This is a genomic window from Desulfonema magnum (assembly GCF_017377395.1).
Classification (GTDB): domain Bacteria; phylum Desulfobacterota; class Desulfobacteria; order Desulfobacterales; family 4be13; genus Desulfonema_C; species Desulfonema_C magnum.
In genome coordinates this window covers 6,451,126-6,477,138 of record NZ_CP061800.1, presented here as the reverse complement: position 1 = coordinate 6,477,138, position 26,013 = coordinate 6,451,126, and the positions used below count along the sequence as shown (strand labels likewise).

Below are 26,013 nucleotides of genomic sequence, written 5' to 3'. Positions count from 1 at the left end.
TATGTCAGGTAAAAAGCCATCCCAACCTTGAGTGGGGATGGCTTTTTTTATTTTCAAATTTTAATCAGAGGAGGTTTCATGTTTGTAAAGATCACTGTATTAATTGCTTATTTTCTCACAGTGCTGGTCATCGGTCTCATTGCCCGGACACGATGGAAATCATCACCGGCAACGTATTTTCTGGCAGATCGGAAACTCGGAACCCTGGTTCTCATCGGAACCATGGTGGCCACCAATTTTTCCGCTTTCACCGTGTTCGGCACATCAGGCGCGGGATACCGGGACGGGTATGCTTTTTTCCCCATCATGGGATTCGGAACCGGCTTTATGGCGCTGACATTCTGGATCCTGGGCAGAAAAATCTGGAAAGCGGGCCGGGAGCGCAACCTGGTAACGCCGCCCGAACTCATCAGGGCGTTATACAACAGCCCTGCGCTGTCATTTATTTTTGCCCTGGTCATGATATTTTTTACCATACCATATCTGGCATTACAACCCATGGCCGCAGGCTATGCGTTGGAAGAACTTGTGGGACTTCCGTATGTTTACGGGTGTATGCTGGTAACAGCCATTATCGGACTTTATACCCTTCGCGGGGGAATGCGGGCTGTTGCCTGGACAGATCTGTTTCAGGGAACAATAATGTTTATCCTGCTGCTGGTGTCGCTGATCATGATCGCCCGGCATCACGGGGGATTTGTTGTTGCAAATCAGAAAGTCATGGCATCCTGGCCTGAACTTTTCTCCCGTCCCGGGGGATCAGGCAAATATACCCTGGGTATCTGGTTCAGCTATATCCTGCTCTGGTTTTTCTGTGATCCCATGTTCCCGCAACTGTTTCAGCGTTTTTTCACGGCAAAAAGTGACCGTAACATTTCCAGGACCATGGTTCTCTATCCCCTTATCTGTACAGTTGTATTTTTCATGCCCATCGCGGTGGGAGTGTTAGGCAGATTATCCTTTCCTGATCTGGCCGGTAAACAGGCGGATCGCATTCTCCCAATGGTGCTGACCTTAATCTCAGGAGATGCCATGGCCGCCCTTGTCATGGCCGCGGGACTGGCCGCCCTTATGTCAACCATGGATTCTCAGCTCCTCACGTTAAGTTCCATTTTTACCCATGATGTTGTTCCGCTGGTAAAAAAAGAAAAAAACAATAACAGCCTGACCGGTCGTATGTTTGTAATTTTTCTGAGCCTGGCCGGGCTCGCGCTTGCCTGCAAACCGCCTGCGACGATTCTCCAAATCGCCACCCAGACATTTACGGGACTTGCTGTTCTTTTCCCAACAGTCTTTTTCGGGCTTTATTTCAAAAAGGTTTTCCCGCTTTCTGCAATTCTTTCGATTATCTGCGGAGAAATCGCTCTGCTCACATTCTATTTTAAATGGATTCCTTCAGGCATATTTTTGCCGGTAGTGTGGGTCATGATCATCACCTTTTTTGTTTATCTGCTTACGCACATCGTCTTATTACAAAAAGAAAAAGCGTTTGAATTCAGTTTGCCGGACTGTCTTTACAGACCCTATTTCTATCTATTGATAGGAATATTTTCACTGGCAACAGACTTCTGGGCATGGGGGGAATCTCAGCCGGTATTCATGGGAGTTCCTCTGTGGATGGGATATTTTATTGTTTTATCAGCCGCTCAGACCATGGTGATGTTGGCCTGGGTGCGCAAGGATTAGTACAAACATTTTAAAAGAACCCTGTTTCTTTTTTCTGATTATAACAGAATTAGGGAAGGGCCGGCAAATGCTGCAAATATGCCGCCCTTACAGGGCTTGCGGGGTCTGTTCAAACCTGTTGCTACAAATATGCCGCCCTTAGAGGGCTTGGCCGGCCTCCCTAAATCCGTTATAATCAGCTTTTTTATATCCTGCTAACTGACGTTCCCCCAAGTTCATCAGATTTGATCTGCTGAAATTCAGATTGTTCTGGCCCCTGATTAGAATTTTTCCCCCCCCCTGAATACGCCTTTCCACCCATTGACTCACTTATTTCTCTGTCATATTATTTAAAATAAGTTGTAATTAATAATTAGAAACTTGAAATTTAAAACTCGGAGCAGAAGCATAGGCATCCATGAAAATTCGCCAAACCTGCGAGTTTCAAGTTTCCAGTTTCCAGTTTCCAGTTTCCAGTTTCCAGTTTCCAGTTTCCAGTTTCCAGTTTCCAGTTTCAAGTTTCAAGTTTCCAGTTTCAAGTTTCAAGTTTCCAGTTTCCAGTTTCAAGTTTCAAGTTTCAAGTTTTCAGTTTGGTTGACAATAACGAAAATGAGATGTATAATATTTTTTATAACAGGGCTGCAATCATTCGTTGTCTTATTGCGTGGTATCTCCGACAAAATTCATATCAGCCTCGGCCCTCAGAAATGATTTAAAACAGTGATTAAATGCAAGTCAATAACCATCAGCTTTTATTTAAGAGACACTCTGCCATGGACGGAATAATAAATGACATACAACTTTCCAATCTTGTGAACGCAGATTTTCCGGAAGCCGTGCTGGAGGAGGTTCAGATTACTCTCAACCTGATATCTCCTCAGTTTAATAGTGTCCCGGTTGTCTCCGCGTTTCTTACGGTTGTCGAACTTTACAAGGGCAATTATCCGGGATATAAGGCATGCAATACGGATTATCATGATCTCCGCCATACAATGAATGTATTCCTTACCATGACACGACTGTTCCACGGTGCGACGCTTGACGGTAAAACCTTTACTGACCGGGAGATTACGATAAGCCTGATCGCGGCGCTTTTCCATGATGTGGGATATATTCAGGAAGAATGGGATAAGCAAGGTACTGGGGGCAAACATACTTTTACATATGTCCGAAGAGGTGCTGATTTTTTGAAACGCTATGGTCAGAAGCACGGATTATCAGATGAAGAAATTGATATGGGGCGTTGTATGATTTTCTGCACCAAGATTGCTTCGAATATCCCTAGCGTAAGGTCCGGTTGCACCCGGGCCGAATTTCTCGGCAAAATGTTATGCACGGCCGATCTGCTGGCGCAGATGTCTGACCGTATCTATCTGGAAAAACTTCTGTTTCTGTACCATGAGATCAAAGAATGCAATTTGGCATCCACTTTTGAAAATGAGGTGGATCTTCTGCGAAAGACAATCAACTTCTACGAATTCACCGCGGAATATATCAAAGCCATTTTAGATGAGAATGACCGCTTTCTGAGATTGCATTTCGCTTCAAGGTGGGATATCCAAAGGAATTTATATCAGGAAGCCATAGACAGACAAAAAAACTATCTCAAACAAATTCTCGAAATTCCGGGTTCCGATCCTCGTAAACATCTCAAACGTCATGGAATCGTTGACAAAGTTCGGGAAAAGTATGGAAAAGATGATCATGGCCTTTAAATAAAAGGTCTCAGGTGCTAAGAAAAACAAAGCCTGATTCGCTTCCTGATCTCGTGACAGAGATTTTATATAAGAAACAGGATTCATAAGAAAGGATTTTATCCGCTTCTCATACTCCTCTTTTTATACAAAATTTCTGTGGAGAGAAAGGGGGGAATCAGGCTTTGTTATTTCTGAACAAAACCCGAAAACGAGAAGGATTATTTTTTTAACGAGATGTTACGGATATTCTCAAAAGCCATCTCCGCATTTTTAGGAAACAATAATGCTCTTTCATGTTTTACTCATTCAGGACAGCCCTGAGTCATAACTGATAATTATGAACAACAAAACAAGGACAGAAAGGAGCAGAGCCATGACGGATAAAAAAATAACAACCCATATTTTCGGAAATACAGGCAGAACAGTCACACGGGTCGGTCTGGGAGGCGAAGGCGTTCTTCGTACCCATGGCCGGAAGCAAGACGCCAGGGCGGTGATCCGGACGGCACTTGAACAGGGAATCACCTATTTTGATTCAGCCAGGGTATATGCTGACAGCGAGCTTTATTATGGCTCGGTCTGGGGAGAAATCCCGGAAACACGGGCCGGTATTTTTCAGGCCAGCAAGTCAGCCAGCCGAGATAAAAAAGGCGCGTTGGCAGACCTTGAGCAGACCTTTCAGCGCATGAAAACCTCCTATCTGGATCTGTGGCAGATTCATGATGTCAGAACGGATGAGGATTTAAAGGCAATTTCAGATACTGGTGGCGCGTTGGAGGCGTTCCTGGAGGCCAAATCATCCGGGAAAGTCCGCTTCATCGGTGTTACCGGACATCATGATCCCCGCATCCTCACCAGAGCCGTGAAGGAATGGCCCGTGGATTCGGTCATGATGCCTGTCAATCCGGTGGAGGAGGTGCTGGGCGGTTTTCTGACCTCAACGCTGCCCGCGGCAAAGGCAAAAGGAATTGCGGTGATCGGAATGAAAATACTGGGCGCATCCCATTATATTCTTTTAAAATTCGGGATAACTGCTGAAATGCTGATCCGTTATGCCCTTTCCCATGAGATTACCGTGGCGATTGTGGGATGTTCCACACCTGATGAGGTCAGGACATTGGCGAATGTCGGCAGCGATCCGAGACCGTTATCTGACCAGGAAAGACGCTCTCTGATGCAGGTGTTTGAAATGTATGCAAAACAGCTGGCATTTTATCGGGGAGCCATCTGAGAGCAGTCATCCTGTCTGCTCCGGCCGGATTGATCAATCCGGCGTTCATGGCTCGGAATTCCTAATCCGAGCCAGGCAGTTATATCCAAACACCGAATAGTCTCTCCGGTGGGTTCCGCTGCGCTTCACCCACCCTACATTTTTCTGAATCAGCGATATTGTTTATTTTGAGTTCCCTTAACACTTTTTCATATAAGCTCCCATGACCTGTGGACACAACGAAGTAGGAAAAATTTGTAATTTTTCCTAACACTTAACACCTAACACCTAACACCTAACACTTTTTTCATAAACGGACAGAGCCTGCCAGAATGTTTTTATCCTTTTAAATCTTTGTTTGCCTCCATGTCAAACCACATGGCAAAAAGTGTGAACTGACTCGCACTCATAAAAGAAAAAAATGCCGCAAGTGCGTTGATGGGTGGGATGTGTCCGATTAAAATCCAAAAAGAAAAAACCCTTGCAAACAATAAAAATGTGGTTACGCCAAAAAATCCTCCCAGGGCATAAAAAAAAACCAGCGGGTGAAAATCCCGAATAACATATTTTTCTTTCATCCGCCAAAAAAACATTTTTATCAGCAGCCAGCTGATGGTAAATATCACCTTGTTTATTTTTATTCCGGATTTTTCACCGATGTTGTAAACCGGCCGGACAGGAACGTCAGCAACTTTGAAGGAAAAGACATTCAGGCGCACCAGAACATCATTGGGCTGTCCGTAATGTTTATACATTTTATCCCAGTCAATGGCATGAAGGGCTTTTTTGCTGATCACCGTGTAACCGGACTGGAAATCTGCAACATGCCAGTAACCTGACGCAATTTTGGTCAGCAATGAAAGAAAAGCATTGCCAAAATATCTGATTTTAGGGATTTTTTGATAAGCTTCACCGGTGATAAGCCGGTTCCCTTTGGAATAATCGGCTCTGTCTTCTGCCACCGGGTCAAGCAATGCCTGCATATCTTCCGGATTCATCTGACCATCACCATCCATTCTGACAGCTATATCAAATTCCTTATCTCTCACCCATTTATAACCGGTTGCAACAGCCCCGCCCACGCCCTGATTTGTTTCATGCTGTATCAGTGTGATCTGTCTGCCATCTTGCAGATATTTTTTTACGATATCAGCGGTTCCATCTTCGCTGGCATCATCAATAACCACAATTTTGTCCACACAGGCCGGCATGGTTTCAAGAACCCTGCCAATCTGTGTTGCTTCATTATATGCCGGAATTACCACACATATGGTTTTGTCTTTATACATTATGCTTTACCAGTCTCCTCAAAATACTCTCTCTGCCCTATTGACTTTTCCCTCTGTTTTATGAAATGGATAAAAATAAACTCGGATCATTTCAGAAGAAATGTTATATTCAGCAGATCGAAAAGTTTCCAAGCTGTATGCGGGAGCTAAGAAACCCGGCTTTTTTCCCGGACGAAGTGTCTCCCCGGCCGGAAAAAGCCGGGTTTCTCCCCCGTCCCTAGCGTCCGCCCTGCGACAGCCCAAAAATTTTTCGATTTAACTGATACTGAGTATAAAAATGTTTTTCATATCCTGTGCAGACCACACAGATCAACTATAAAATACAAAGAGTATGTCTTAGGGAATTCGAAATAAATAACATACCCGATTACAAACAATGTAGGGTGGGTGGAGCGAAGCGCAACCCACCCTACGTTCCTGTTCTGTTAGCAAATTGTGATACTTTTTCTACAATTTTTGTAAGTTTCTGTGGTTTTTATTTGGGTTTGACAAATTTGATAAAAAAAACTAAAATATATAGTTGTATATAATTATATGAAGTTAGTGACTTATTTTTAAAATTCTCTGATAATTTCCAGATTGACCAAATATTGGCATATTTTATGCAATATTTTTATAGTGATACAGGGAGGAGTTTAAAATGAAACATATGAAAAAAATTATCAAAAACCAGAAGGGTTTTACTCTTATTGAAATTATAGCGGTTCTGGTTATTTTGGGTATTCTGGCGGCTGTTGCCGTTCCCAAGTTTATGAGTCTAACTGAAACGGCAAAACAAAAGGCTGTTGATGGTGCGCTCTCCGCAGGCCAGTCATCCGTTTCTATGCAATATGCCAGATTATCATTATCAAATGATGCTGAACCAGATATGACGACCCTTGCCAAATACGCCAGCAATCAGGTCGGAGGAGATTTTACTTTCACTTTCGAAGCCTCGGGAACAACTGGTATTTTGATAACAGTAACAAGAGAAGAAAAGACTGCAACCTATTTTTGGAAAAGGCCGGGTCTGTAGCCAAGGCAAAGCAAATCCATCTTATATTTTTATCCGTCTGAGTTCGAGTTCGTTATTTCATTACTCTGATCAGCAAGACCTTTACTGATAATGGGCAGTAAAATATCCGGTTCAGGCTCATACACGACGATATCATCATCAGTTCCCTCGTATATGATCTCAAGATAGCTTTTTTTTCCTTTTAAATACATTATCCGCCCCAGAACAATATTGAGTTTTTCTTTTTCTCCTGTCATGGAAAGCAGTTCAATCAGGGCCAAATGACCTGTGAGATAGCGGGGATATTTTTTCAAAAACCGCTCCCAGTAAAGAATCGCCGCATCATATCTCCCTTTTATCTTCATAGCTTCTGCGAGTATCATCAGAGAAAACGCATAATCAGGATCCATTCTGAGTATGTAGTTGGCCCCCGTCACAGCCTCACCAACATCGCCGGATTTCAGTAAAAGCAGGCTCAGAATCAGATGGTATTGCAGTTCGGAAGGCTTGCTCAAGATTGCTTTTTCTATCAATTTTTGTGATTCAGCTAAATTGCCCTCTTTATAATATACCATTGCAAGCCCGTAAAGGGTTCGTGGATGTGGATTCCCTTTACAAATTTCAGTGCCTGTCAGAAAATGATGCTTTGCCTGATCATAATCTTTCTTTTTTAAATAATACATTCCGATATTTTCATGATAAATCGCAGTTGCTTTTATATTTGAAACATTCTTCATTTCAAGTGCTTTTTGCATTTCCTCAAAGGCTTTAGAATGAAGTCCGAGTTTCCAATATTCGGTTCCAAGATTATTATACGGACGGCTCAGTTCAGGTGATTTGGCTATATTATCGGTCCAGAGGGTAAACTCATTTTGAAAAATCATGTTACGGCTGTATGTGGTATGCGCCTGGGAGAACAAAACAAAGGTAAATCCGAATGCCATTAAGAACTGAATGCTTTTTTTGTATGAAAAATAATCAAGCACCCTGATCATGAATATTGCCAGAGGAACGATAAAGAGCATGGATGGCAGATAATTCCGATGCTCATATATCAGTTCCAGGGGGATGACTGATCCTTCGATAAGGTGGTTCAGGAAAAAAAAGAGAATACAATAGGCGATAAAGGGCTTTTTTCGGGAAATGCACAAAGCCGTTCCAATAAGAATAAGAATGATTGTTATCGCCGGCAGGGTGGTCCAGGGAACAAAAACAGATTTGGAAATTTCAATATCATGGAGCAGGGTCAGACGGGAATCAATAGGATAAAACAGCAGTGTTATATAAAAAAGGATTACTCTCGGTTCTGTGAGCAGCCTTTCTATGAAAGTGAACTGTCGGTTTTCATAGAGATTTAAAAGTGATGAAAAATCAGAGTAAAGAACACCTGCTAAAACGAATATCAGGACAGAAACAAGCATCACTCTGAGATTACGCTTCAGTTTTTCCTTTGTAACACCCTGGATAAGAAATAAATCATATAAAAACAAACTCACCGGGAGCATGGCTGCATTTTCTTTGCTGGCGCATGCTAGCAGGGCCGCAACCCCGCAGAGTATCAGAAACTTAATTTTTCTGTTTCTGTTATCACATATCCGTCCTTTGAGATAAAAATACATTGCCATGATATAAAACACCCCTGCCAGGCTCGCCATTCTCTGGACAATATATGTTACAGCAGTGAGTTGTATGGGATGAGTGGCCCAGATAAAAACAGCGAGCAGAGCTGTGGCATATGCACTTTTTTCGTATTCCCCCCTGATCAGCGGAAGCTTCAATGTGTTGTAAATGAACAGAAACAAAAAGACAGATGCAACATAATGTATGGCAAAATTGACCACATGATATCCAAAGACATTATGGCCGCCAATATAATAATTGAACGCCAAAGTCAGGAAGGAAAATGGCCGAAGAATTTTTTCCTGATTGTAATATGTTCCATAAAAGGTTTTTCTTATATTTTCCCAGGACAGCGATTTCAGATGAATATTGGGATTATCCACAATATTGGGGAAATCATCAAAATGAAACTCGCAATGGAAGCTGTTTCCATATATGATGATGAGTGAGACAAAGAGAATAATGAAAGTGAAACCATACCTTTTTGCCTCTGGGAAATGCCAATTGATGTGCAGGTCAAAGCCGTCTTCTTTATTAATCATTTTCTCGTTCCCAGGCTCCGCCTGGGAACGCATACCCGAGGCTCTGCCTCGTGTGTTCATCACACTGCTGATCACTCATGGGATATGCCAGGCGAGGCAGAGCCTCGGAGTACGCATTCCCAGGCAGAGCCTGGGAACGAGTAGCTGGTTATTACTGCTCATTGTTTTTCTCGTTCCCAGGCTCCGCCTGGGAACGCATACCCGAGGCTCTGCCTCGTGTATTCATCACACTGCTGATCACTCATGTGATATGCCAGGCGAGGCAGAGCCTCGGAGTACGCATTCCCAGGCAGAGCCTGGGAACGAGTAGCTGGTTACTACTGCTCATTGTTTTTCTCGTTCCCAGGCTCCGCCTGGGAACGCATAACCGAGGCTCTGCCTCGTGTGTTCATCACACTGCTGATCACTCATGTGATATGCCAGGCGAGGCAGAGCCTCGGAGTACGCATTCCCAGGCAGAGCCTGGGAACGAGTAGCTGGTTACTACTGCTCATTGTTCACTGAAAAGATTCGAATGGGTTCGGCCTTGCCTTTTCTCTCGTTCCCAGGCTCCGCCTGGGAACGCATACCCGAGGCTCTGCCTCGTGTGTTCATCACACTGCTGATCACTCATGTGATATGCCAGGCGAGGCAGAGCCTCGAGTACGCATTCCCAGGCAGAGCCTGGGAACGAGTAGCTGGTTACTACTGCTCATTGTTTTTCTCGTTCCCAGGCTCCGCCTGGGAACGCATACCCGAGGCTCTGCCTCGTGTGTTCATCACACTGCTGATCACTCATGTGATATGCCAGGCGAGGCAGAGCCTCGGAGTACGCATTCCCAGGCAGAGCCTGGGAACGAGTAGCTGGTTACTACTGCTCATTGTTTTTCTCGTTCCCAGGCTCCGCCTGGGATTCACTACCGTACACTTTTTATAATAATCTGATTTTATTTTATAAATTGTATGTGACACAGGTTCCGTTTATGATTGATGACTAGAGAGTCGGATTGAACATTTGAAAGGCAACCGGAACAGGTATGTCGTAATTTAAAAAATATTCCAACAGGCTCAGACCTAATTGAAAGAGACTCAGATCACATCGGTCGGCACGGTGAATAATTCTGTCCCAGCCCTGTTCCGTTGCCAGTGTTCCCAGGAACACAATCCAGATGTAGGCAAGACACGCTCCGATCATAAGGCGGCGCAACCGGTCAGGGTCGGAAATATGACTTTTATGAATATTAAACCCCCGGCTTTTCTGGTCGGAAAAAAATGTTTCGATACGAAACCGTTTGGAATAATATTGGCAGGCTTCCCAGGGCGATCTCATATTCGTAACCAGATATATCGGTTCCTTATTTCCTTTCGCCCACCAGACGACAACCGTCACCGGTCCGTATTTTTTATTTGTGAACAAAACATTGCGTATGTACCGATAGCTGTCCGGAACCGTGAACACACCGAGAACATTAAGACGATGCTCCTCTCCGTCCCAAAAAATTTTGGTATTATATGCCGTTCGGCACACATACAGCCATCCCCGTTCGGCCAGATTTTTTTGCAAACCGACACCGTCGAACTCTCCGTCACCAAGAAAAATAACCTTCTGCGCGGATTCCGGTATCACGTTGGCAACCTCCCCGACCAGTCCGACATGGCTTTCTTCCGGGAAATGACCTTTCTTACCTCTGACCACCGTGTAAGCAAGGGGCAGGGCACGTTTTTTATAAATCACACTGATCATCAGGGTTACGCATCCCCGGCCGACCGTGCTTCCGTCCATTGCCAGCACAATTTCGGAAAGTCCCAGACTGATCAGCAGCGCCTGTGCGAACGGCAGAAAAAATGTTTCAGATTCAATGCTGTCATTGGAAATCCAACGTTTTATACGCTTTTCCACACTCGCCGGCGCGGCGTTCTCATCCGGAACTTTGCCTGCAATTTTCGGAAGCTGGCAGCTCCCGCTCCCCGTGATGCCGCTGATTATCGCGGCCAGCGTGTTCAGGCGCCGGGCCTCGTTTCCCTTCGGCTGTTTCGGATACATATTGTCCAAAGCCTTTCTGATCTCACGATATCTGTTCACATTGTCGCTCATGACAGCCTCCCTGTTATCTGTTATTTTCTGAAAGCTGTCATACCATTATTATATTTTTCTGTTAAGATTTTTTTGTGTCATAATCTCAGATGAGTAATATTTACTCAGAAAAAACAGCCGATGGTGAATCTTAAAAAAATTTAAAAAACAAACAGTTATTTAAATTTCAAACCAACTATGGTCGTCTTTATATAATAATTAAAAATAGTTAAAAAAAGTGTACGGTAGTGAAGCCTGGGAACGCATACCCGAGGCTCTGCCTCGTGTGTTCATCACACTGCTGATCACTCATGTGATATGCCAGGCGAGGCAGAGCCTCGGAGTACGCATTCCCAGGCTCCGCCTGGGAACGAGTAGCTGGTTACTACTGCTCATTGTTTTTCTCGTTCCCAGGCTCCGCCTGGGAACGCATACCCGAGGCTCTGCCTCGTGTGTTCATCACACTGCTGATCACTCATGTGATATGCCAGGCGAGGCAGAGCCTCGGAGTACGCATTCCCAGGCAGAGCCTGGGAACGAGTAGCTGGTTACTACTGCTCATTGTTTTTCTCGTTCCCAGGCTCCGCCTGGGAACGCATACCCGAGGCTCCGCCTCGTGTGTTCATCACACTGCTGATCACTCATGTGATATGCCAGGCGAGGCAGAGCCTCGGAGTACGCATTCCCAGGCTCCGCCTGGGAACGAGTAGCTGGTTACGACTGCTCATTGTTTTTCTCGTTCCCAGGCTCCGCCTGGGAACGCATAACCGAGGCTCTGCCTCGTGTGTTCATCACACTGCTGATCACTCATGTGATATGCCAGGCGAGGCAGAGCCTCGAGTACGCATTCCCAGGCAGAGCCTGGGAACGAGTAGCTGGTTACTACTGCTCATTGTTCACTGAAAAGATTCGAATGGGTTCGGCCTTGCCTTTTGCCAAAATCGGCTTGAGTTCGGCAATATCAAAAACACTTTTCACATGATTATAAGTCTCTTCGGAAATGATGATCTGCCCCGGCTTGGCTGCTGAACAGAGCCTGGATGCGGTATTGACTGTGTCACCAATGACTGAGTAGCTCATCAGACAAGTGGACCCGATGTATCCGGCCACCAGACTTCCGGTGTTGATGCCGATACCAATCCGAATCTGCCTGTTCGCGGGACAGTCTTCATTTAATTGAGCAAGCATGGATTGCATGTCAATGGCTGCATGAACCGAGCGGACAGGATCATTATCGTGGGCCACCGGTGCGCCCCAGATCACCATGATTTCGTCACCAATGAACTTGTCAACCGTTCCCCCGTGGCGGAATACGATATTCACCATTCCTTCATAATATTCATTAAGCATTCTGAGGACTTCCGTGGGTTTCATTCTTTCGCTCATGGCAGTGAATCCCCGGATATTGGCGAATAATACGCTGGCGACTCGTTTCTGACCGCCTTTCTCCGTCTTTAGCCGGCCCGAAGCCAGCATTTCAGCCACATCAGGCGAGAGCAGTTTTTGGAAGTGTTCATGGGCTGCTGCCGACTGCTTATATTCGCTGATATCTTCAATTATTGTATCAAAATATCTGAAACCTTTGCTGTCCTTTCCATGTGCCATTTTAGCGGTGAACATCGCCCAGCAAGGAGTTCCGTCCTTGCGTTTCAGCCGTATCTCTGCCCATGGAACTTCTCCCCGGGGAAGAATATTATCCAAAATAATCTTCCCCTCATCAGGTTTTTCATATATATCAGCAACATTCATTTTTCTGAGTTCATCTTCCGACTCAACACCGATGATTTTGAGAAAAGCCGGATTTGCCATGAGAAATTTCCCATTAAGTCCCGGCGTGGCTCGAAAAATCCCAACAGATATGTTATTCACAAGAGTGTGATATTGTTCTTCAGTCTTTTGATGCTCCTCTTCAGCGTGCTTTCGGGCATTCATCGTGAATTGGACATGGGAGCCAAAAATGATGAAAAGACATAACACCACCAGGCGTGTCCAACTGTCATCCAAACTTGTTCCGAACAATAACTGAAAAAGGTTAAAATTGCCCGTGTCAAGCATCAGCATAAAAGAGTCAAGCACCCAGTAAATTGCTGCAAGTCCGATACCGATTAATACCATCTGATCCCAGATACGAACTTGTTTATAGGTATATTGTCGGATTTTATTCTTCAATGTGTGTCTCCAGCTTTGTTTTTAATGCCCGAAGAAAAGGAACTTTAACCAAAAAGATGTAAGAAAAATCTGACTGAATGTCAACACGCCTACATAAATTGCGTATGACTTATAGAAAAAAACACTGTCATATCTTTTTAAATTAACATCTTTTTTATGTAAGCACAACTTTGTTTTAATATATTGAAAATTATAAATTCCTAATCCCTGAATTTTTTCACAGAACAGCGCAAAAAATCAATGGGGTAAAAACAGTATGTTAAGGTAGCAAACACCTGCTTTCAGATAATTTTTTCTGCCAGACGGGGTCAGGCAATTCCCAAGAATGAACATACCCGTTCGTTCGTAGTTCCGCGTTTAGGCGGTGTCGCACCGCCTAAACGCGGAACTACGAACTGAATTTTCTGATTGACAATTCACAAGGATTTTTTATAAAAAGAGAATGATAAGAGAAAATTTAATCTTTTTCTTATGAATCCCTATTCTTATACAAAATCCGTGCAGAGGTGAGCCAACAAAATCGGATTTTCATCAGCGCAGACCCGACCGGGGTTGCTTCTTTGAAGTTGCCGAATACAAATAAATTACAAATTACAAATTACAAATTACAAATCACAAATCACAAATCACAAATTACAAATTACAAATTACAAATTACAAATCACAAATCACAAATCACAAATTACAAATTACAAATCACAAATCACAAATCACAAATTACAAATCACAAATTACAAATTACAAATCACAAATTACAAATTACAAATTACAAATTACAAATCACAAATCACAAACCACAAATCACAAATCACAAATGAATATTTATCTCAGAAATAACAACGGATTCACGATAATTGAAATGATGGCGGTTGTGATGCTGATTGGAATTGTCAGTGCTTTTGCATTCAGCAGCATGTGGTTCCCTCCGAATCCCATCATCAGCAAAATTGATACAATTAAGAATCATCTTCGTTATGCTCAACTCAGAGCCTTGTCCGATGATGTTTATCTTTGGAGAATTTCTTTTTCATCATCTCCCTCTGATTCATATACGCTGTCAAAAATAAGTGAGGCAGGCACTGTGATACCGGTCAATCTTCCATTCGAGAATTCTGCCACCCATATTCTGGGAATTTCAGTTGATCCCGCTGTTGTCACCTTTAATAAATGGGGGACACCGGTTGACGAATCAGGAAGCCCGCTTCCTGCTGATAAAATCATCACGCTTACTGATTTGACAACAATTATCACCATAAAAAAAAACACGGGGGTCATTCCATGAAATCATTTGCCCAACGCGGTTTTACCCTGCTGGAATTTATTACCACACTGATTGTCGCGTCTGTTCTGGGGAGCATGATGTATTCATTTTTTGCCTCATCTGTCATTCATAGCACCATTCCGCTTGTCACATTAAAAAAAACGCTTGCACTTCATACGGTTATGGAAAATATTATGGCAGATTATGTGAGTCCTTTAAAATGGCGGGAGTCGGTACAATGGCGTAAGGAGACAGACTATTCCGCTGATGCAATGATCATTCCCCTTACAGATAACGGACGGGTGTATAAATGTACAAATGCCGGAACAAGCGACAGTTCTGAACCTATCTGGCCTGCCAGTGGGACAGTCAGTGACGGCACTGTAACCTGGACTGAAAATGGGAAGGGGAACGAACTTAGCATCTTAGCGGATAAAATCGGGGCAGCGGATCCGAACAATATGAAAGAAAAGACCTATGGAAAATATTATGTAAAAGAAAACAAGTTTATTAAATTTATTAATTTTTCTGAGGTGGAAATTTCAGGTGGTGATTCCAAGGATATTCTCAGAGTGACAATAAAAAATGACGGCGGAACCTTAACCGCCTTATTCACTGTGGCAGATTAGGGATTTCTAATGAAAATTAAAGACAGCGGTTTTACTTTTGTTGAATTAATCGCATCTCTGATACTTATAATGACGGCGGAACCTTAACCGCCTTATTCACTGTGGCAGATTAGGGATTTCTAATGAAAATTAAAGACAGCGGTTTTACTTTTGTTGAATTAATCGCATCTCTGATACTTATAGGGATTGCGGGGGCCATCGCAGGGCTGGGGCTGGTTCAGATTGCGGATGGTTTTATATATTCAAAAAAGAATGCGGAAACTGTTCAAAAAGCCGGGCTGGCCATGTCCAGGCTTGCAAGAGAATTTGGTGCTGCCTCATCAGTCATCTCTGCCTCATCCCTTCCGGATGATCCGGAATCCGTAAAATTCAGGCGTGACGATGATGAACATACTGTTTCCTGGGCAGGGAAAGGCCATCCGCTAAAGATTGACGATGATATTCTGATTGACAGTGACGCTGTAGAATCATTTAATTTAACATATCTGAGATCGTATTACGGTTCCACGGCTTTGGAAACATATCCGCCCGTCTCTTCCGCCCCGTCCCTGGCTATGATTGAGATTACATTAAGTTTAAAAATTACAGATGAAACGGATTCAACATTTACAAAACGGGTGTTTCTCAGGAATCTGGAGTAAATTTATGCAGAATTCAAATCACAAGGGATCAATATTATTCGCCCTAGTTGCCGCCATGCTGCTGGTGACAGCAGCAGGCGCGGCCATTCTGTCCATGAATAAAACATCATCATATAATGAGTTAAATTTTAACAATTCCCAAAAAGCCTTGTATCTCGCCGAATCAGGTATCAGATATGCCAAACTCAGAGGCATGGAAGATGGTGATAAGAAAACTTATACATTGTCAGATAATGGCGGTACATTTCATATCACCAGAACCGGCAATACAATCGAGTCGGTCGGTATTGTAAATGAAGGCTCATCGTTTGAAGCCAGAAGAAGAATTTTTGATAATTCATATCTTTCTGATCTTATTAAGAATGGCCTGATTGGTCATTGGAAACTTGATGAGACCAGCGGGACAACTGCTGCGGATTCATCTCCCTACGGCAATGACGGAACCCTTCAGAACGAATTTTCTTTTGACGGCGATTCTCTGCCAGGCAAACTGGACAGATGTCTGGATTTTGACGGTACTGACGACCTGATCCAAACTCCTGACAACGATGATAAGCTTCAGCTTTCAGGTGATTACACCTCCTCGGTTTGGATCAGGGCTCATCCGTCTCAAAATAACTGGGCAGGAATTTACACCAAAGTGAGTCCTGACGGGAAAGAAAATCATTGGAACTTGCAGTTTAACGACGATGCCCCCAAAAAACTGATTGTCATGCATAGCGGGGACAACGAATGGGATACTGGCATCACGCTTGACCATGTCAAGGGAGATTGGCATCATGTGGCTATTGTCCGCAGCGGTACCACGCAAACCAGCTATATTGACGGCATCCGGGAAAAGTCTGATACTTGGAGTGTCAATCCGAAATCTGGCAACGGACACCTGAACATCGGTGGTGACCGAACAGCAAGTGACACCTATATTTTTCAGGGCAGGATTGATGACCTGCGTATTTACAACCGTGCGCTGTCGCCCGAAGAGATTGAGTTCCTGTATAACTTGGGAGGATAAAATAGATTTGATGAAATGCTTTCCCCGCCTGATAACCAGCCTCCATGAATGAATTCTTTTTTTCTAATTACAAGCGAAAATCATTTTTCAGAGTCACTGCGAAAAAGGTTATAACATTTAACTTTTTAATATTTATATATTTTATATGATGCAAATCAATTAAAACAGCCTGTCTGTTCATAAAGGGAAAATATTTGTTCTTGAGTTTACACATCAAATCTTATATTTATAGAAAAATTATGCGGCTGTTTTTATTACAAGCATTGTCAGCAGATCGAAAAGTTTTCAGGCTCTCACAGCGCGGACACGACAGGCGGGGAAGAAACCCGGTTTTTTCCGGCGAGGGAGGCATCCCGTCCGGGAAAAAAACTCGGGTTTCTCTGCTGTCCGGCGCTCAGTCCGGAAACTTTTCAATCTGCTGATTGTAAAACTTATTTTTTAATATTATTCCTAATCGTAAGGATTTAGTCATGTTCCGAACTCTCAGCCGGAAATTCTATACCATCGCAGGAATCCTGATGATCCTGTTTGGCCTCGGATATGTCCAGTTTGCTTTTTTTCTTCATCAGCAATCTCAGTTCATCATACAGGGACAGAAAGTTGCTTTTATCGAAAAAGAAATCCGTTCAGTCCGGGATTTGTTTTCTGAAATGTATTTTCAGGACAGGGTGAATATTTCCCAGAGTCAGCCGGAAACAGACAAACAGATCAGGACACTTAGGAAGGAAATCAAAGGCCGTCTGGAGACTCTGAGTAAAAAATCGTATGGAATTGAAAAAAAAATTCAGGAAGTTTCGGAGCGTTTAACGAATTATGAAAAAACGTTTAATCATCTTATGAAGCTTCATTCAGAGCAACGGCTGAAACATATCTTTATCATTTCAAACTATCAGACGATGATTTCCATCATTCTCAAAAGTAATAAGACAAATCTTTTAAAACTTCTTTTTGATCTGACCCATTTCCATACAAGTTACCTGGATACTCCCGGAGCCTCAGAATATCAGTCCGTCAAAAAAATCATGGGGGACCTGGATCACGAGTTCTTCCGGACAAATATGACAGATACCCGTATGAAAGAATGTATGAACACTTACAAAGAGTTAGTTAAGCAGGACTTTTCGCTTGAAAAAACCATCCGAAATACGGACGAACAATTTCATGATATCAGTACGCGGATCACAGACCTTTTTTCAGATATTTCTCAAAATACCGAATCGCTTTTAACAGATGAATTCAGGGCCGCGAAAGACGGCTGGCATCTTATGTTTCAGTTTTTTCTGATTTCCATGAGTCTGAGTATCATGGTTCTTATGGCTGTCCTTTTTCTGATAATGCGTAAAATCATCCGGCCCGCAAACGCGCTGTTTGTCGTGACACAGGAAATTAAAACAGGAAACACGGACGCACGTTTTGATTTTCCCGGTGACAAAGAAGATGAGATGATTCAGTTGGGAAAGACATTCAATGAGATGCTGGACACCCTTGAAAAGAACAATCAGCAGCTTGTAACGTTTCAGACAAGCCTTGAAGACAAGATTAAGGTGGCAGCCTCCCAGGAAGAGGAGTTACAAAAGCACAGGAACCATCTGGAAGAACTGGTCGAGGAACACACGCTGGAACTCAGAAAAGCCATCAGCCGGCTTTTGGAAGAAATTCACCAGAAAGAAACAGTTGAGGAAAGACTGCAAACCGCAAAAAAAGCGGCTGAGACCGTTAATCAGGAACTGATGGAAGTGAATAAAAACCTCGAATTTGCCATTGCCAGAGCCAATGAAATCGCAACAAAAGCGGAAATGGTTTCAATTGCAAAGAGCGAATTTGTTGCAACCATAAGCCATGAAATAAAAACACCGCTGAACGGAATCATCGGCATGTCAGAGCTGGGTTTGGACAACAATCTGTCTGACAATCAGAAACATATCTTCCATACAATTATCACAGAAGCTGAATCCCTGCTCGGTCTTGTCAATGATATTTTCGATTTTTCCAGAACAGAGGCCGGGATGCTTGAACTTGAGGATGTCCCTTTTGATCTGAGAGACCTGGTTGAAAATTTGGCTGACAGGTTTGCCATGGAAGCAGAACAAAAAGAACTGGAGTTCTTTTCCTTTTTTTCTCCTGATATTCCGTCCCGGTTAATCGGCGACCCGGAACGGGTGGAGCAAATACTGAGAAAACTTGCGGGCAACGCCTTAAAATTTACACAAAAAGGTGAAGTTTCCATAAGAACGGAACTAGCTGAAGATTCTGACGATAAGATCAGAATCCGCTTTTCCATAAAAGACACAGGGATCGGAATACCAAAAAACAAACAACCGCTGATTTTTAACAGTTTCACCCAGTCAGACAGTTCAACAACCCGAAAATACGGAGGCATCGGGTTGGGAACCACCATATCCAGACAATTGGCAGAATTCATGGGAGGAGAAATTGGTATGGAAAGCGAGGAGGGAAAGGGCAGCCTCTTCTGGTTTACCATTGTTTTTACCAAACAAACAGGGCTGAACAATGTGGCAGGAACTCCCTCGGCAGGGCATGACCCTGATTTGTATGACTTAAAGGTACTGATAGCGGATAATGCCCGGACCAGCCGTTTTATTCTCAGGGAATATTTTCAATACTGGGGCTGCAAACCTGCGGAAGTCTCTGATGGGAAAGAAGCTTTGGCAGTTTCAGAAGCATCTGTTTCATCCGGAGAGCCTTTTGACCTGATTTTTACTGGTCTGCGACTGCCTGATATGAACGGTTTTGATCTGGCCAGGAAGATCAGAACCTTACCTGAACTCGCAAATGTCCCGGTTATAATACTCACATCCGCCGGAAATAAAAAAGAAAACCGTAAGTGTTGTGATAAAATGGGAATTGAGGGATGTCTCGCCAGACCAGTCAGATGGAATGAACTGTACAAGACAATGAAGTCTGTTTCAGGTTTTGGCCCGGATATGGATTCAGATGAAGAGAGGGGCCCGGGCATGAGTTTCAATGATAATGGTTCATCAGATGATATTTCTGCCAGGGATGCTATTAAAAAAGGCCGGATCCTTCTGGCCGAGGACTACCCCACCAATCAGCAGATCGCCATAAAGAATCTGAGTAAGGCAGGGTACAGTGTTGATCTGGCAAAGAACGGCAGGGAGGCGGTCGAAGCCTATAAGCGACAGCATTATGACCTTATCCTGATGGATGTGCAGATGCCGCTGGTGGACGGCTATGAGGCGGTAAGACGCATTCGGGATTTGGAATTTGAGATGCAGGATAAAAGAGAAGCTGCTCATGTTTATAACCCGGGCCGGATTCCCATTATCGCCATGACAGCCCACGCGATAAAGGGATGCAAAGCGATGTGCATGGACGCGGGAATGGACGATTATATTGCCAAGCCTTTAAAACGGAAAGCGCTTCTTGACATGGTGCAAAAATGGATTCAGCCAGATGAGGAATGCGGAATACGGGATGTGAAATTAGTCCCTGTTCCGTGTGTATTGTCTCCTGAATCTGAAGACGCGTCACCAATGAATTTTGAAAAGGCTTTGGCGGAATTTGAGGGGGATACGGAATTTTTGGCAGAGGTTTTGGACGGATTTGTGAGGAATATCAGGGGGCAAATTGAAACCATACGCCAGGCCATATCTCTCGGAGATGCCGAACTGGTCAGCAGGGAAGCACATTCCATAAAAGGAGGATCCGCAAACCTGACTGCGGACAGCCTTTCCAAAACCGCTTCTGATCTTGAACACATCGGAAAATCAGGCGAATTGGGACAAGCCGTTGATATTCTTGAAAGACTTGAAAAAAAATTTTATCGTTTAGAGGCTTATATAAAAGAAAATAAGTATCATACAATCTGATACCTGATAACAGACAAAGGATGTGATTTCTATGAAAATCTTGATAGCAGAAGACGAACTGGTAAGCCGAAAAAAGATGGAAAAACTGCTCAGGAGTCTGGGGCATGAAATCCTTGTCGCCAAACACGGAACAGAGGCATGGGAAATCTGGAAAAACGAGAGAACCCGGATGGTTATTACAGATTGGATGATGCCGGGAATGGACGGGCCGGATTTGTGCAGGAAAATAAGAGAGTCTGAGGGAAGCCGCTACACCTATCTGATCATGGTGACAGCAAAACAGGAAGTAAATGACATGGTGACCGGCATGGACGCGGGGGCAGATGATTTTATTTCAAAACCTTTTGTAAAGGAGGAACTGGCCGTAAGGATCAGATCAGGACAAAGAATATTAGGATTTGAGACAAGAGATATCGTCATCTTTTCCTTAGCCAAACTTGCCGAGTCCCGTGATTCCGAGACAGGAAATCATCTGGAACGGGTGCGTTTTTATTCAAAGACTGTGGCAGAAGCCTTAGCCCTATCAGATAATGGCTCTCATAAGATTGACAATTTATTTATAGAAAATATTTTCCTGACCAGTCCTTTGCATGATATTGGCAAAGTGGGCATACGTGACCATATCCTGCTTAAACCGGGGCGTCTGACTGATGAAGAATTTGAGGCCATGAAAAGCCATACGATTATCGGATTTGAGACCCTGAATGATGCTCTGAATAAATATCCCAAAGCAGAATATCTGCGGATGAGTGCTGAAATTGCCCGGTCACATCATGAACGATTTGATGGAAAAGGATATCCTGACGGTCTCAGCGGAGAAAATATTCCGCTTTCCGCACGCATCGTGGCTCTTGCAGATGTGTATGACGCACTTGTCAGCAAAAGGGTATATAAAGACGCTTTTTCCCACGATAAGAGCAAATCCATAATAACAGGGGACAGCGGGACACATTTTGATCCAGTGGTGGTGGATGCTTTTTTGTCCTGTGAGAAAAAATTTATTCAGATTTACGAAAAATTCAAAGATTAAATAAAACCCGGGAGATCAATCTCCCGGCCGATAGCCAAAGTGCGTTCAAGCGCACTGTGAATAGCTGGTTTGAGACTGTTTTCATGGCGTTAATAATACAACGTCAGCACTCCGCTATTCACTTTGTACCCCTTGAGACGATTAAAAAAACGCATCCCTAAAAGAGAGGTGTTCATCGGTGCTTCGTTGACGGATGCCCTGATGTTTGTAAGCCGGAGTTCGCCGACTTTCATATCTCTCAGCCGGACAGACGCTCCCCGCCCCATGCCGTTTGCTGTCTGATAAATGCGGTCAAAAGTAAGCTCATCTGTATTGAACCCCAGTCGTCTGGCTGCTTTTCGGGTGATCACAATGTCGCTTGCACCGGTGTCTGCGAGGAATCGGACGGGGATGCCATTAACAAAGGCTCTGATATAAAAATGTCCGTTCGGCGAGATTTGAAAACTCAGGGTGCCCGGGCTCTTCTCCAAACTTGTTCCCGGAAACAAATTTGCGAGAACTTTGTTTTTTACCTGAGCCAGTTCAAAGCGATAGCTGTGGGCAACCGCGACCGCTAAAAAAATGCCGAGCCATATCACCGCATATTTGATGATTCGCCGCATTTCCGAACCGCTGAAATACGCCCATGATCTGGCCCCTAAATAGCTGAGTAAAAGCAGCAATACAAATGCATGCGAAATCGTTGGCATATCATCTTTTAAAGTCACAGGTTCCGGCACATACCGGTTTAATACCATTCCTCCCATGATGAGTAAGCCCAGAATTGCCCAGAATCGTTTCCACATATTTTTTCTCTCCGATTTCAGCGTCCTTTGCCGGACGGGGTTTGCAACCCCGTCCGAAACCTTTACTGATTGCACCACATTATCAATTATCAATTATCAATTATCAATTACCAATTACCAATTATCAATTACCAATTACCAATTACCAATTACCAATTACCAATTACCAATTACCAATTACCAATTACCAATTACCAATTACCAATTACCAATTATCAATTATCAATTATCAATTCCTAATGCGCCTCTGCCCAGTTTTCCCCGCATTCCATATTCACTTTGAGTGGCACATTCAGTTCCCAGACCCCTTCCATGATGTCTCTCACCAGTTTTTTTACCATGTCGAGTTCATCGGGCGGTACTTCAAACACAAGTTCGTCATGTACGGAGAGAAGCATTGCGGATTTGAGTTTTTTTTCTTCAAATGCGGCATTGACATTAATCATGGCAACTTTTATGAGATCCGCGGCCGTTCCCTGAATTGGCGTATTAATTGCGATCCGCTCGGCAAACCCGCGTATATTTCTGTTCGCGCTGTTAATATCCGGCAGGAGGCGGATTCTGCCTAAAAGCGTGCTTGTCTGTCTGGTTTTCTTGGCATCTTCGATGGTCTGATCTGTAAATTGTTTCACCCCTTTGTATTTTGAAAAATAGTTCTCAATATAGGTTTTCGCCATTTTCCGGGTGATACCGAGTTCCTTGGAAAGGCTGTATGCGCCCATGCCATAAATGATGCCAAAATTTATGGCTTTGGCCTGTCGCCTGAGTTCAGGAGTGACAGCGTCATGAGAAATTTGAAACACCTCGGTGGCAGTGCGGGTGTGAATATCCTCATTCTCATTAAAAGATTGTAAAAGTATCTTATCATCTGAACAATGGGCCAGAATGCGGAGTTCAATCTGAGAATAATCTGCGGCAAGAAGTGACCATCCCTCCCGGGGAACAAATGCGCTGCGTATGGCCCTCCCCTCCTCATCACGGATGGGAATATTCTGAAGGTTCGGATCAGAACTGCTCAGGCGGCCCGTTGCAGTGACCGTCTGATTGTACGAGGTGTGGATACGCCCGGTCTCCGGATTGACAAGCTTGACCAGGGCATCTGTATAAGTGGATTTCAGTTTTGCCAAAGTGCGGTGTCTTAATATGAACGCGGGGAGTTCATGGTTTTCCGCGAGCGTTGTCAGAACGTCAACATCTGTGGAATAGCCGGTCTTTTTTTTGGTCTTTTTCTGTACCGGCAGTTTCAGCTTTTCAAAAAGAATATGTCCCAGTTGCTGGGAGGACTTGATGTTGAACTTTTCTCCGGCAATGGCATATATTTTATCCTCAAGCTTCTCCAACTGGTGTTCAAAGGATTTTGAAAGATCACGGAGCCGTTGTCTGTCAACACAGATACCCTGCATTTCCATTTTCATGAGAACAGGAACAAGAGGCATCTCCACTTTTTCCAGAAGCGATGTGAGACCCAGTGTTTCCAACTGAGGTCTGAGAACATGATGCGCCATAAGGGTGATATCCGCATCTTCGCACGCATATGGAACCGCTTTTTCCACAGGAACCTGACTGAACGGAAATGTTTTTTTCCCGACAACTTCCTCATACGAGATTTTTTTGTGATCCAGAAAATCCAGCGCGATCCGATCCAGATTATGTGCCCGTTTTGAAGGATTCAGAAGATAGGATGCGATCATGGTGTCAGACACAACCCCGCGGAGATGTATTCCGTGGCGGGCAAGCACCATCCAGTCATATTTGATGTTCTGCCCAATTTTTCCGATATTGGGATTTTCAAGCAGCGGTCTCAGATGTTCCAAAACATCTGAAAGCCTCAGTTGAAGAGGAACACCTAAGTAATCATGAGCGCAGGGAATATAAAAGGCCTCATTTGGTTTCAGAGAGAATGACAAGCCCACCAATTTTGCTTTCATAGGATATTGCGAGGTGGTTTCCGTGTCAAGTGCGAACACTTCCGAGGCCTCAAGCTGTGCGATGAGTTCGGACAGCGCCTCCATATCATAAATCCCCTTGTAGCGCTTTTGGGAAAGATCAGAGGGTTGCGGAAAGATTTTCAGAAACTGGCTGAATTCTAATGTCTTAAACAAATCAGACAGTCTGGCCGCATCCGGGTCTTTTCGCTTAAACTTCTCCGGTTCGAATGCCAGCGGAACTGCTTTGTCTATCTTCACAAGTTTTCGGCTGAGAAATGCCTGGTCTTTGTATTTCACAAGATTCTCATGCTGTTTTTTCTTTGTAATTTCACTGATTCGTTCATAGAGTTTTTCCATGCTCCCAAACTTCTGAATCAGAGAAAGTGCGGTCTTCTGACCAATCCCGGGAACACCGGGAATATTATCGGATGTGTCTCCGGAAAGCCCCATGACATCAGTCATCTGCTGCGGGTCCACGCCAAATGTTTCCCGGATGGTATTTATGTCGTTGATTTTTTCCTTCAGGGGGTCCCAGATAATCGCCGCATCTGTTACGAGTTGAAGGAAATCCTTGTCACCTGTGACCATGACCACGGAAAACCCGGCTTTTTCCGCCATGTCTGCGACGGTGCCGATAAGATCGTCTGCTTCGTATCCTGGCATTTCAATCACCGGCATGTTAAAGCCCTGGGCGATTTCCCTGATATACGGGATCTGAACGGCCATGTCTTCCGGCATGGCAGGGCGGTTGGCTTTGTAATCGTTATAAATATCATGGCGAAACGTCTTGCCTTTTGCGTCAAAAAACATGGCAATATATTCAGGCTTTTTATCTTCCATGAGCCTTACAAGCATCTTGGTGAAACCGAGAACCGCATTTGTGGGAAGTCCGCTTGAATTTGTAAGCCCCCGGATGGCGTGGTAGGCCCGGTGAATATAGGCTGTTCCGTCAATGAGATATAATATTTTTTTCATGGGAGTTATATTCCGAGTTTTTAATTTATGTGTTAAAGCATATCATCTGAATGAATCTCAGCAGATGGAAAATTCACACACGACCTCATTCCTTTTTCTCGTTCCCACGCTTTGCGTGGGAACAAGATCACTGAAGCTTTTTTCCATCTGCTGAATCTAACCTATTTTATTGCAATTGAAAAGGGATTTTTTTAAATTGCCAGACAGTGATTTCATAAACCTCGAATTTTTTGAATTTGCCACGACTGTCCTTGATAATTCAAGATCACAAGACAAAGCCAAACCTGTCGGACGGAAAGCCACAGCTCTTAACAAAAAGACGGCCGGGTTGCCGTGGAAATTAAGGTAATCCGGGTGTTCTGCATTGAAAGGCTGTGCCGACTCGCCAAGTCACGAATGAAAGGTGATGGTGAAAACAATCATGGAGATGTTCTAAAGCTGGACATTTTCTGAAATCTGTGCTACGTCAGTAATCAGCAAGCGTTCTGATCAATGGAATTTTGGGGAAAAATCATCTGAATTTATTTGAAAAATCAGAAAATTTTCGGATTTCTCGGCGGACAAACACTGCCATCTGATTCTGCCGGACTGTCGGCGATACGGACCGCTGTCATCCGGGCCTGCCTGTCAGCAAAATTTGTCAGCATCAGTAAAAAGTTTCC

Annotated in this window: 21 protein-coding genes and 1 riboswitch; of the genes, 14 read left to right on the top strand and 7 right to left on the bottom strand. The window is 43.9% G+C overall.

The window, feature by feature from the left end:
* Positions 1-78: 78 nt before the first annotated feature.
* Complete coding sequence (locus dnm_RS24760) at positions 79-1,686, top strand: sodium:solute symporter family protein (protein ID WP_207679565.1); 1,608 nt, start codon at positions 79-81, stop codon at positions 1,684-1,686.
* A gap of 423 nt (positions 1,687-2,109) precedes the next feature.
* Here the strand turns inward: dnm_RS24760 and dnm_RS31390 are convergent, their stop codons facing one another.
* Positions 2,110-2,232 carry a hypothetical protein gene (locus tag dnm_RS31390; RefSeq protein ID WP_276571827.1) on the bottom strand — a complete coding sequence of 41 codons (123 nt, stop codon included), beginning with the start codon at positions 2,230-2,232 and terminating at the stop codon, positions 2,110-2,112.
* 206 nt (positions 2,233-2,438) lie between these two features.
* On the opposite strand from dnm_RS31390, the gene dnm_RS24755 reads away from it, so the two are divergent.
* Both dnm_RS24755 and dnm_RS24750 read left to right on the top strand, forming a co-directional pair.
* Positions 2,439-3,380, top strand: a complete 942-nt coding sequence (locus dnm_RS24755) for an HD domain-containing protein (protein WP_207679564.1) — start codon at positions 2,439-2,441, stop codon at positions 3,378-3,380.
* 355 nt (positions 3,381-3,735) lie between these two features.
* The gene (locus tag dnm_RS24750; protein ID WP_207679563.1) at positions 3,736-4,593 is read left to right on the top strand and encodes an aldo/keto reductase; all 858 of its coding nucleotides are present in this window, start codon (positions 3,736-3,738) and stop codon (positions 4,591-4,593) included.
* Between the two features lie 317 nt (positions 4,594-4,910).
* Here dnm_RS24750 and dnm_RS24745 read toward each other — a convergent pair whose 3' ends face one another.
* On the bottom strand, positions 4,911-5,861 hold the full coding sequence (locus dnm_RS24745) for a glycosyltransferase family 2 protein (RefSeq protein ID WP_207679562.1): 951 nt from the start codon (positions 5,859-5,861) through the stop codon (positions 4,911-4,913).
* A 649-nt stretch (positions 5,862-6,510) separates the two neighbouring features.
* Here dnm_RS24745 and dnm_RS24740 point away from each other — a divergent pair.
* Complete coding sequence (locus dnm_RS24740; protein WP_207679561.1) at positions 6,511-6,876, top strand: pilus assembly FimT family protein; 366 nt, start codon at positions 6,511-6,513, stop codon at positions 6,874-6,876.
* 29 nt (positions 6,877-6,905) lie between these two features.
* On the opposite strand, the gene dnm_RS24735 is transcribed toward dnm_RS24740, so the two are convergent.
* The gene (locus dnm_RS24735; protein WP_207679560.1) at positions 6,906-9,017 is read right to left on the bottom strand and encodes a tetratricopeptide repeat protein; all 2,112 of its coding nucleotides are present in this window, start codon (positions 9,015-9,017) and stop codon (positions 6,906-6,908) included.
* Between the two features lie 52 nt (positions 9,018-9,069).
* On the opposite strand from dnm_RS24735, the gene dnm_RS24730 reads away from it, so the two are divergent.
* Positions 9,070-9,327 carry a hypothetical protein gene (locus dnm_RS24730; protein ID WP_207679559.1) on the top strand — a complete coding sequence of 86 codons (258 nt, stop codon included), beginning with the start codon at positions 9,070-9,072 and terminating at the stop codon, positions 9,325-9,327.
* A 308-nt stretch (positions 9,328-9,635) separates the two neighbouring features.
* Positions 9,636-9,860 carry a hypothetical protein gene (locus dnm_RS24725; protein WP_207679558.1) on the top strand — a complete coding sequence of 75 codons (225 nt, stop codon included), beginning with the start codon at positions 9,636-9,638 and terminating at the stop codon, positions 9,858-9,860.
* A gap of 130 nt (positions 9,861-9,990) precedes the next feature.
* Here the strand turns inward: dnm_RS24725 and dnm_RS24720 are convergent, their stop codons facing one another.
* The gene (locus dnm_RS24720; RefSeq protein ID WP_207677902.1) at positions 9,991-11,091 is read right to left on the bottom strand and encodes a transposase; all 1,101 of its coding nucleotides are present in this window, start codon (positions 11,089-11,091) and stop codon (positions 9,991-9,993) included.
* A 217-nt stretch (positions 11,092-11,308) separates the two neighbouring features.
* Between dnm_RS24720 and dnm_RS24715 the strand changes: the two genes are divergently transcribed.
* Positions 11,309-11,614, top strand: coding sequence for a hypothetical protein (locus dnm_RS24715; protein ID WP_207679557.1), 306 nt, complete (start codon positions 11,309-11,311; stop codon positions 11,612-11,614).
* A 74-nt stretch (positions 11,615-11,688) separates the two neighbouring features.
* Positions 11,689-11,973, top strand: a complete 285-nt coding sequence (locus dnm_RS24710; RefSeq protein ID WP_207679556.1) for a hypothetical protein — start codon at positions 11,689-11,691, stop codon at positions 11,971-11,973.
* Here dnm_RS24710 and dnm_RS24705 read toward each other — a convergent pair.
* On the bottom strand, positions 11,953-13,239 hold the full coding sequence (locus dnm_RS24705) for an adenylate/guanylate cyclase domain-containing protein (protein ID WP_207679555.1): 1,287 nt from the start codon (positions 13,237-13,239) through the stop codon (positions 11,953-11,955). The two genes, dnm_RS24710 and dnm_RS24705, sit on opposite strands and share 21 nt — an antisense overlap.
* 814 nt (positions 13,240-14,053) lie before the next feature.
* Here dnm_RS24705 and dnm_RS24700 point away from each other — a divergent pair.
* From dnm_RS24700 to dnm_RS24675, 6 genes are all read left to right on the top strand, one after another.
* Positions 14,054-14,521, top strand: coding sequence for a pilus assembly FimT family protein (locus tag dnm_RS24700; protein WP_207679554.1), 468 nt, complete (start codon positions 14,054-14,056; stop codon positions 14,519-14,521).
* Positions 14,518-15,129: a PulJ/GspJ family protein gene (locus dnm_RS24695; RefSeq protein WP_207679553.1), complete on the top strand. Its 612-nt coding sequence runs from the start codon at positions 14,518-14,520 to the stop codon at positions 15,127-15,129. Before dnm_RS24700 ends, dnm_RS24695 begins: the two co-directional genes overlap by 4 nt.
* 122 nt (positions 15,130-15,251) lie before the next feature.
* On the top strand, positions 15,252-15,770 hold the full coding sequence (locus dnm_RS24690; RefSeq protein WP_207679552.1) for a type II secretion system protein: 519 nt from the start codon (positions 15,252-15,254) through the stop codon (positions 15,768-15,770).
* A gap of 4 nt (positions 15,771-15,774) precedes the next feature.
* Positions 15,775-16,782 (top strand): LamG domain-containing protein, encoded by a 1,008-nt coding sequence (locus dnm_RS24685; protein WP_207679551.1) that lies wholly within the window; start codon positions 15,775-15,777, stop codon positions 16,780-16,782.
* Positions 16,783-17,252: 470 nt separating this feature from the next.
* The gene (locus dnm_RS24680; RefSeq protein ID WP_207679550.1) at positions 17,253-20,633 is read left to right on the top strand and encodes a hybrid sensor histidine kinase/response regulator; all 3,381 of its coding nucleotides are present in this window, start codon (positions 17,253-17,255) and stop codon (positions 20,631-20,633) included.
* Positions 20,634-20,664: 31 nt separating this feature from the next.
* The gene (locus dnm_RS24675) at positions 20,665-21,663 is read left to right on the top strand and encodes a response regulator (protein ID WP_207679549.1); all 999 of its coding nucleotides are present in this window, start codon (positions 20,665-20,667) and stop codon (positions 21,661-21,663) included.
* 89 nt (positions 21,664-21,752) lie between these two features.
* On the opposite strand, the gene dnm_RS24670 is transcribed toward dnm_RS24675, so the two are convergent.
* Complete coding sequence (locus dnm_RS24670) at positions 21,753-22,448, bottom strand: retropepsin-like aspartic protease family protein (protein ID WP_207679548.1); 696 nt, start codon at positions 22,446-22,448, stop codon at positions 21,753-21,755.
* A 236-nt stretch (positions 22,449-22,684) separates the two neighbouring features.
* Positions 22,685-25,351, bottom strand: coding sequence for a DNA polymerase I (gene polA, locus dnm_RS24665; protein ID WP_207679547.1), 2,667 nt, complete (start codon positions 25,349-25,351; stop codon positions 22,685-22,687).
* Between the two features lie 267 nt (positions 25,352-25,618).
* A riboswitch (cyclic di-GMP riboswitch) is annotated at positions 25,619-25,687 on the top strand.
* Positions 25,688-26,013: the final 326 nt, after the last annotated feature.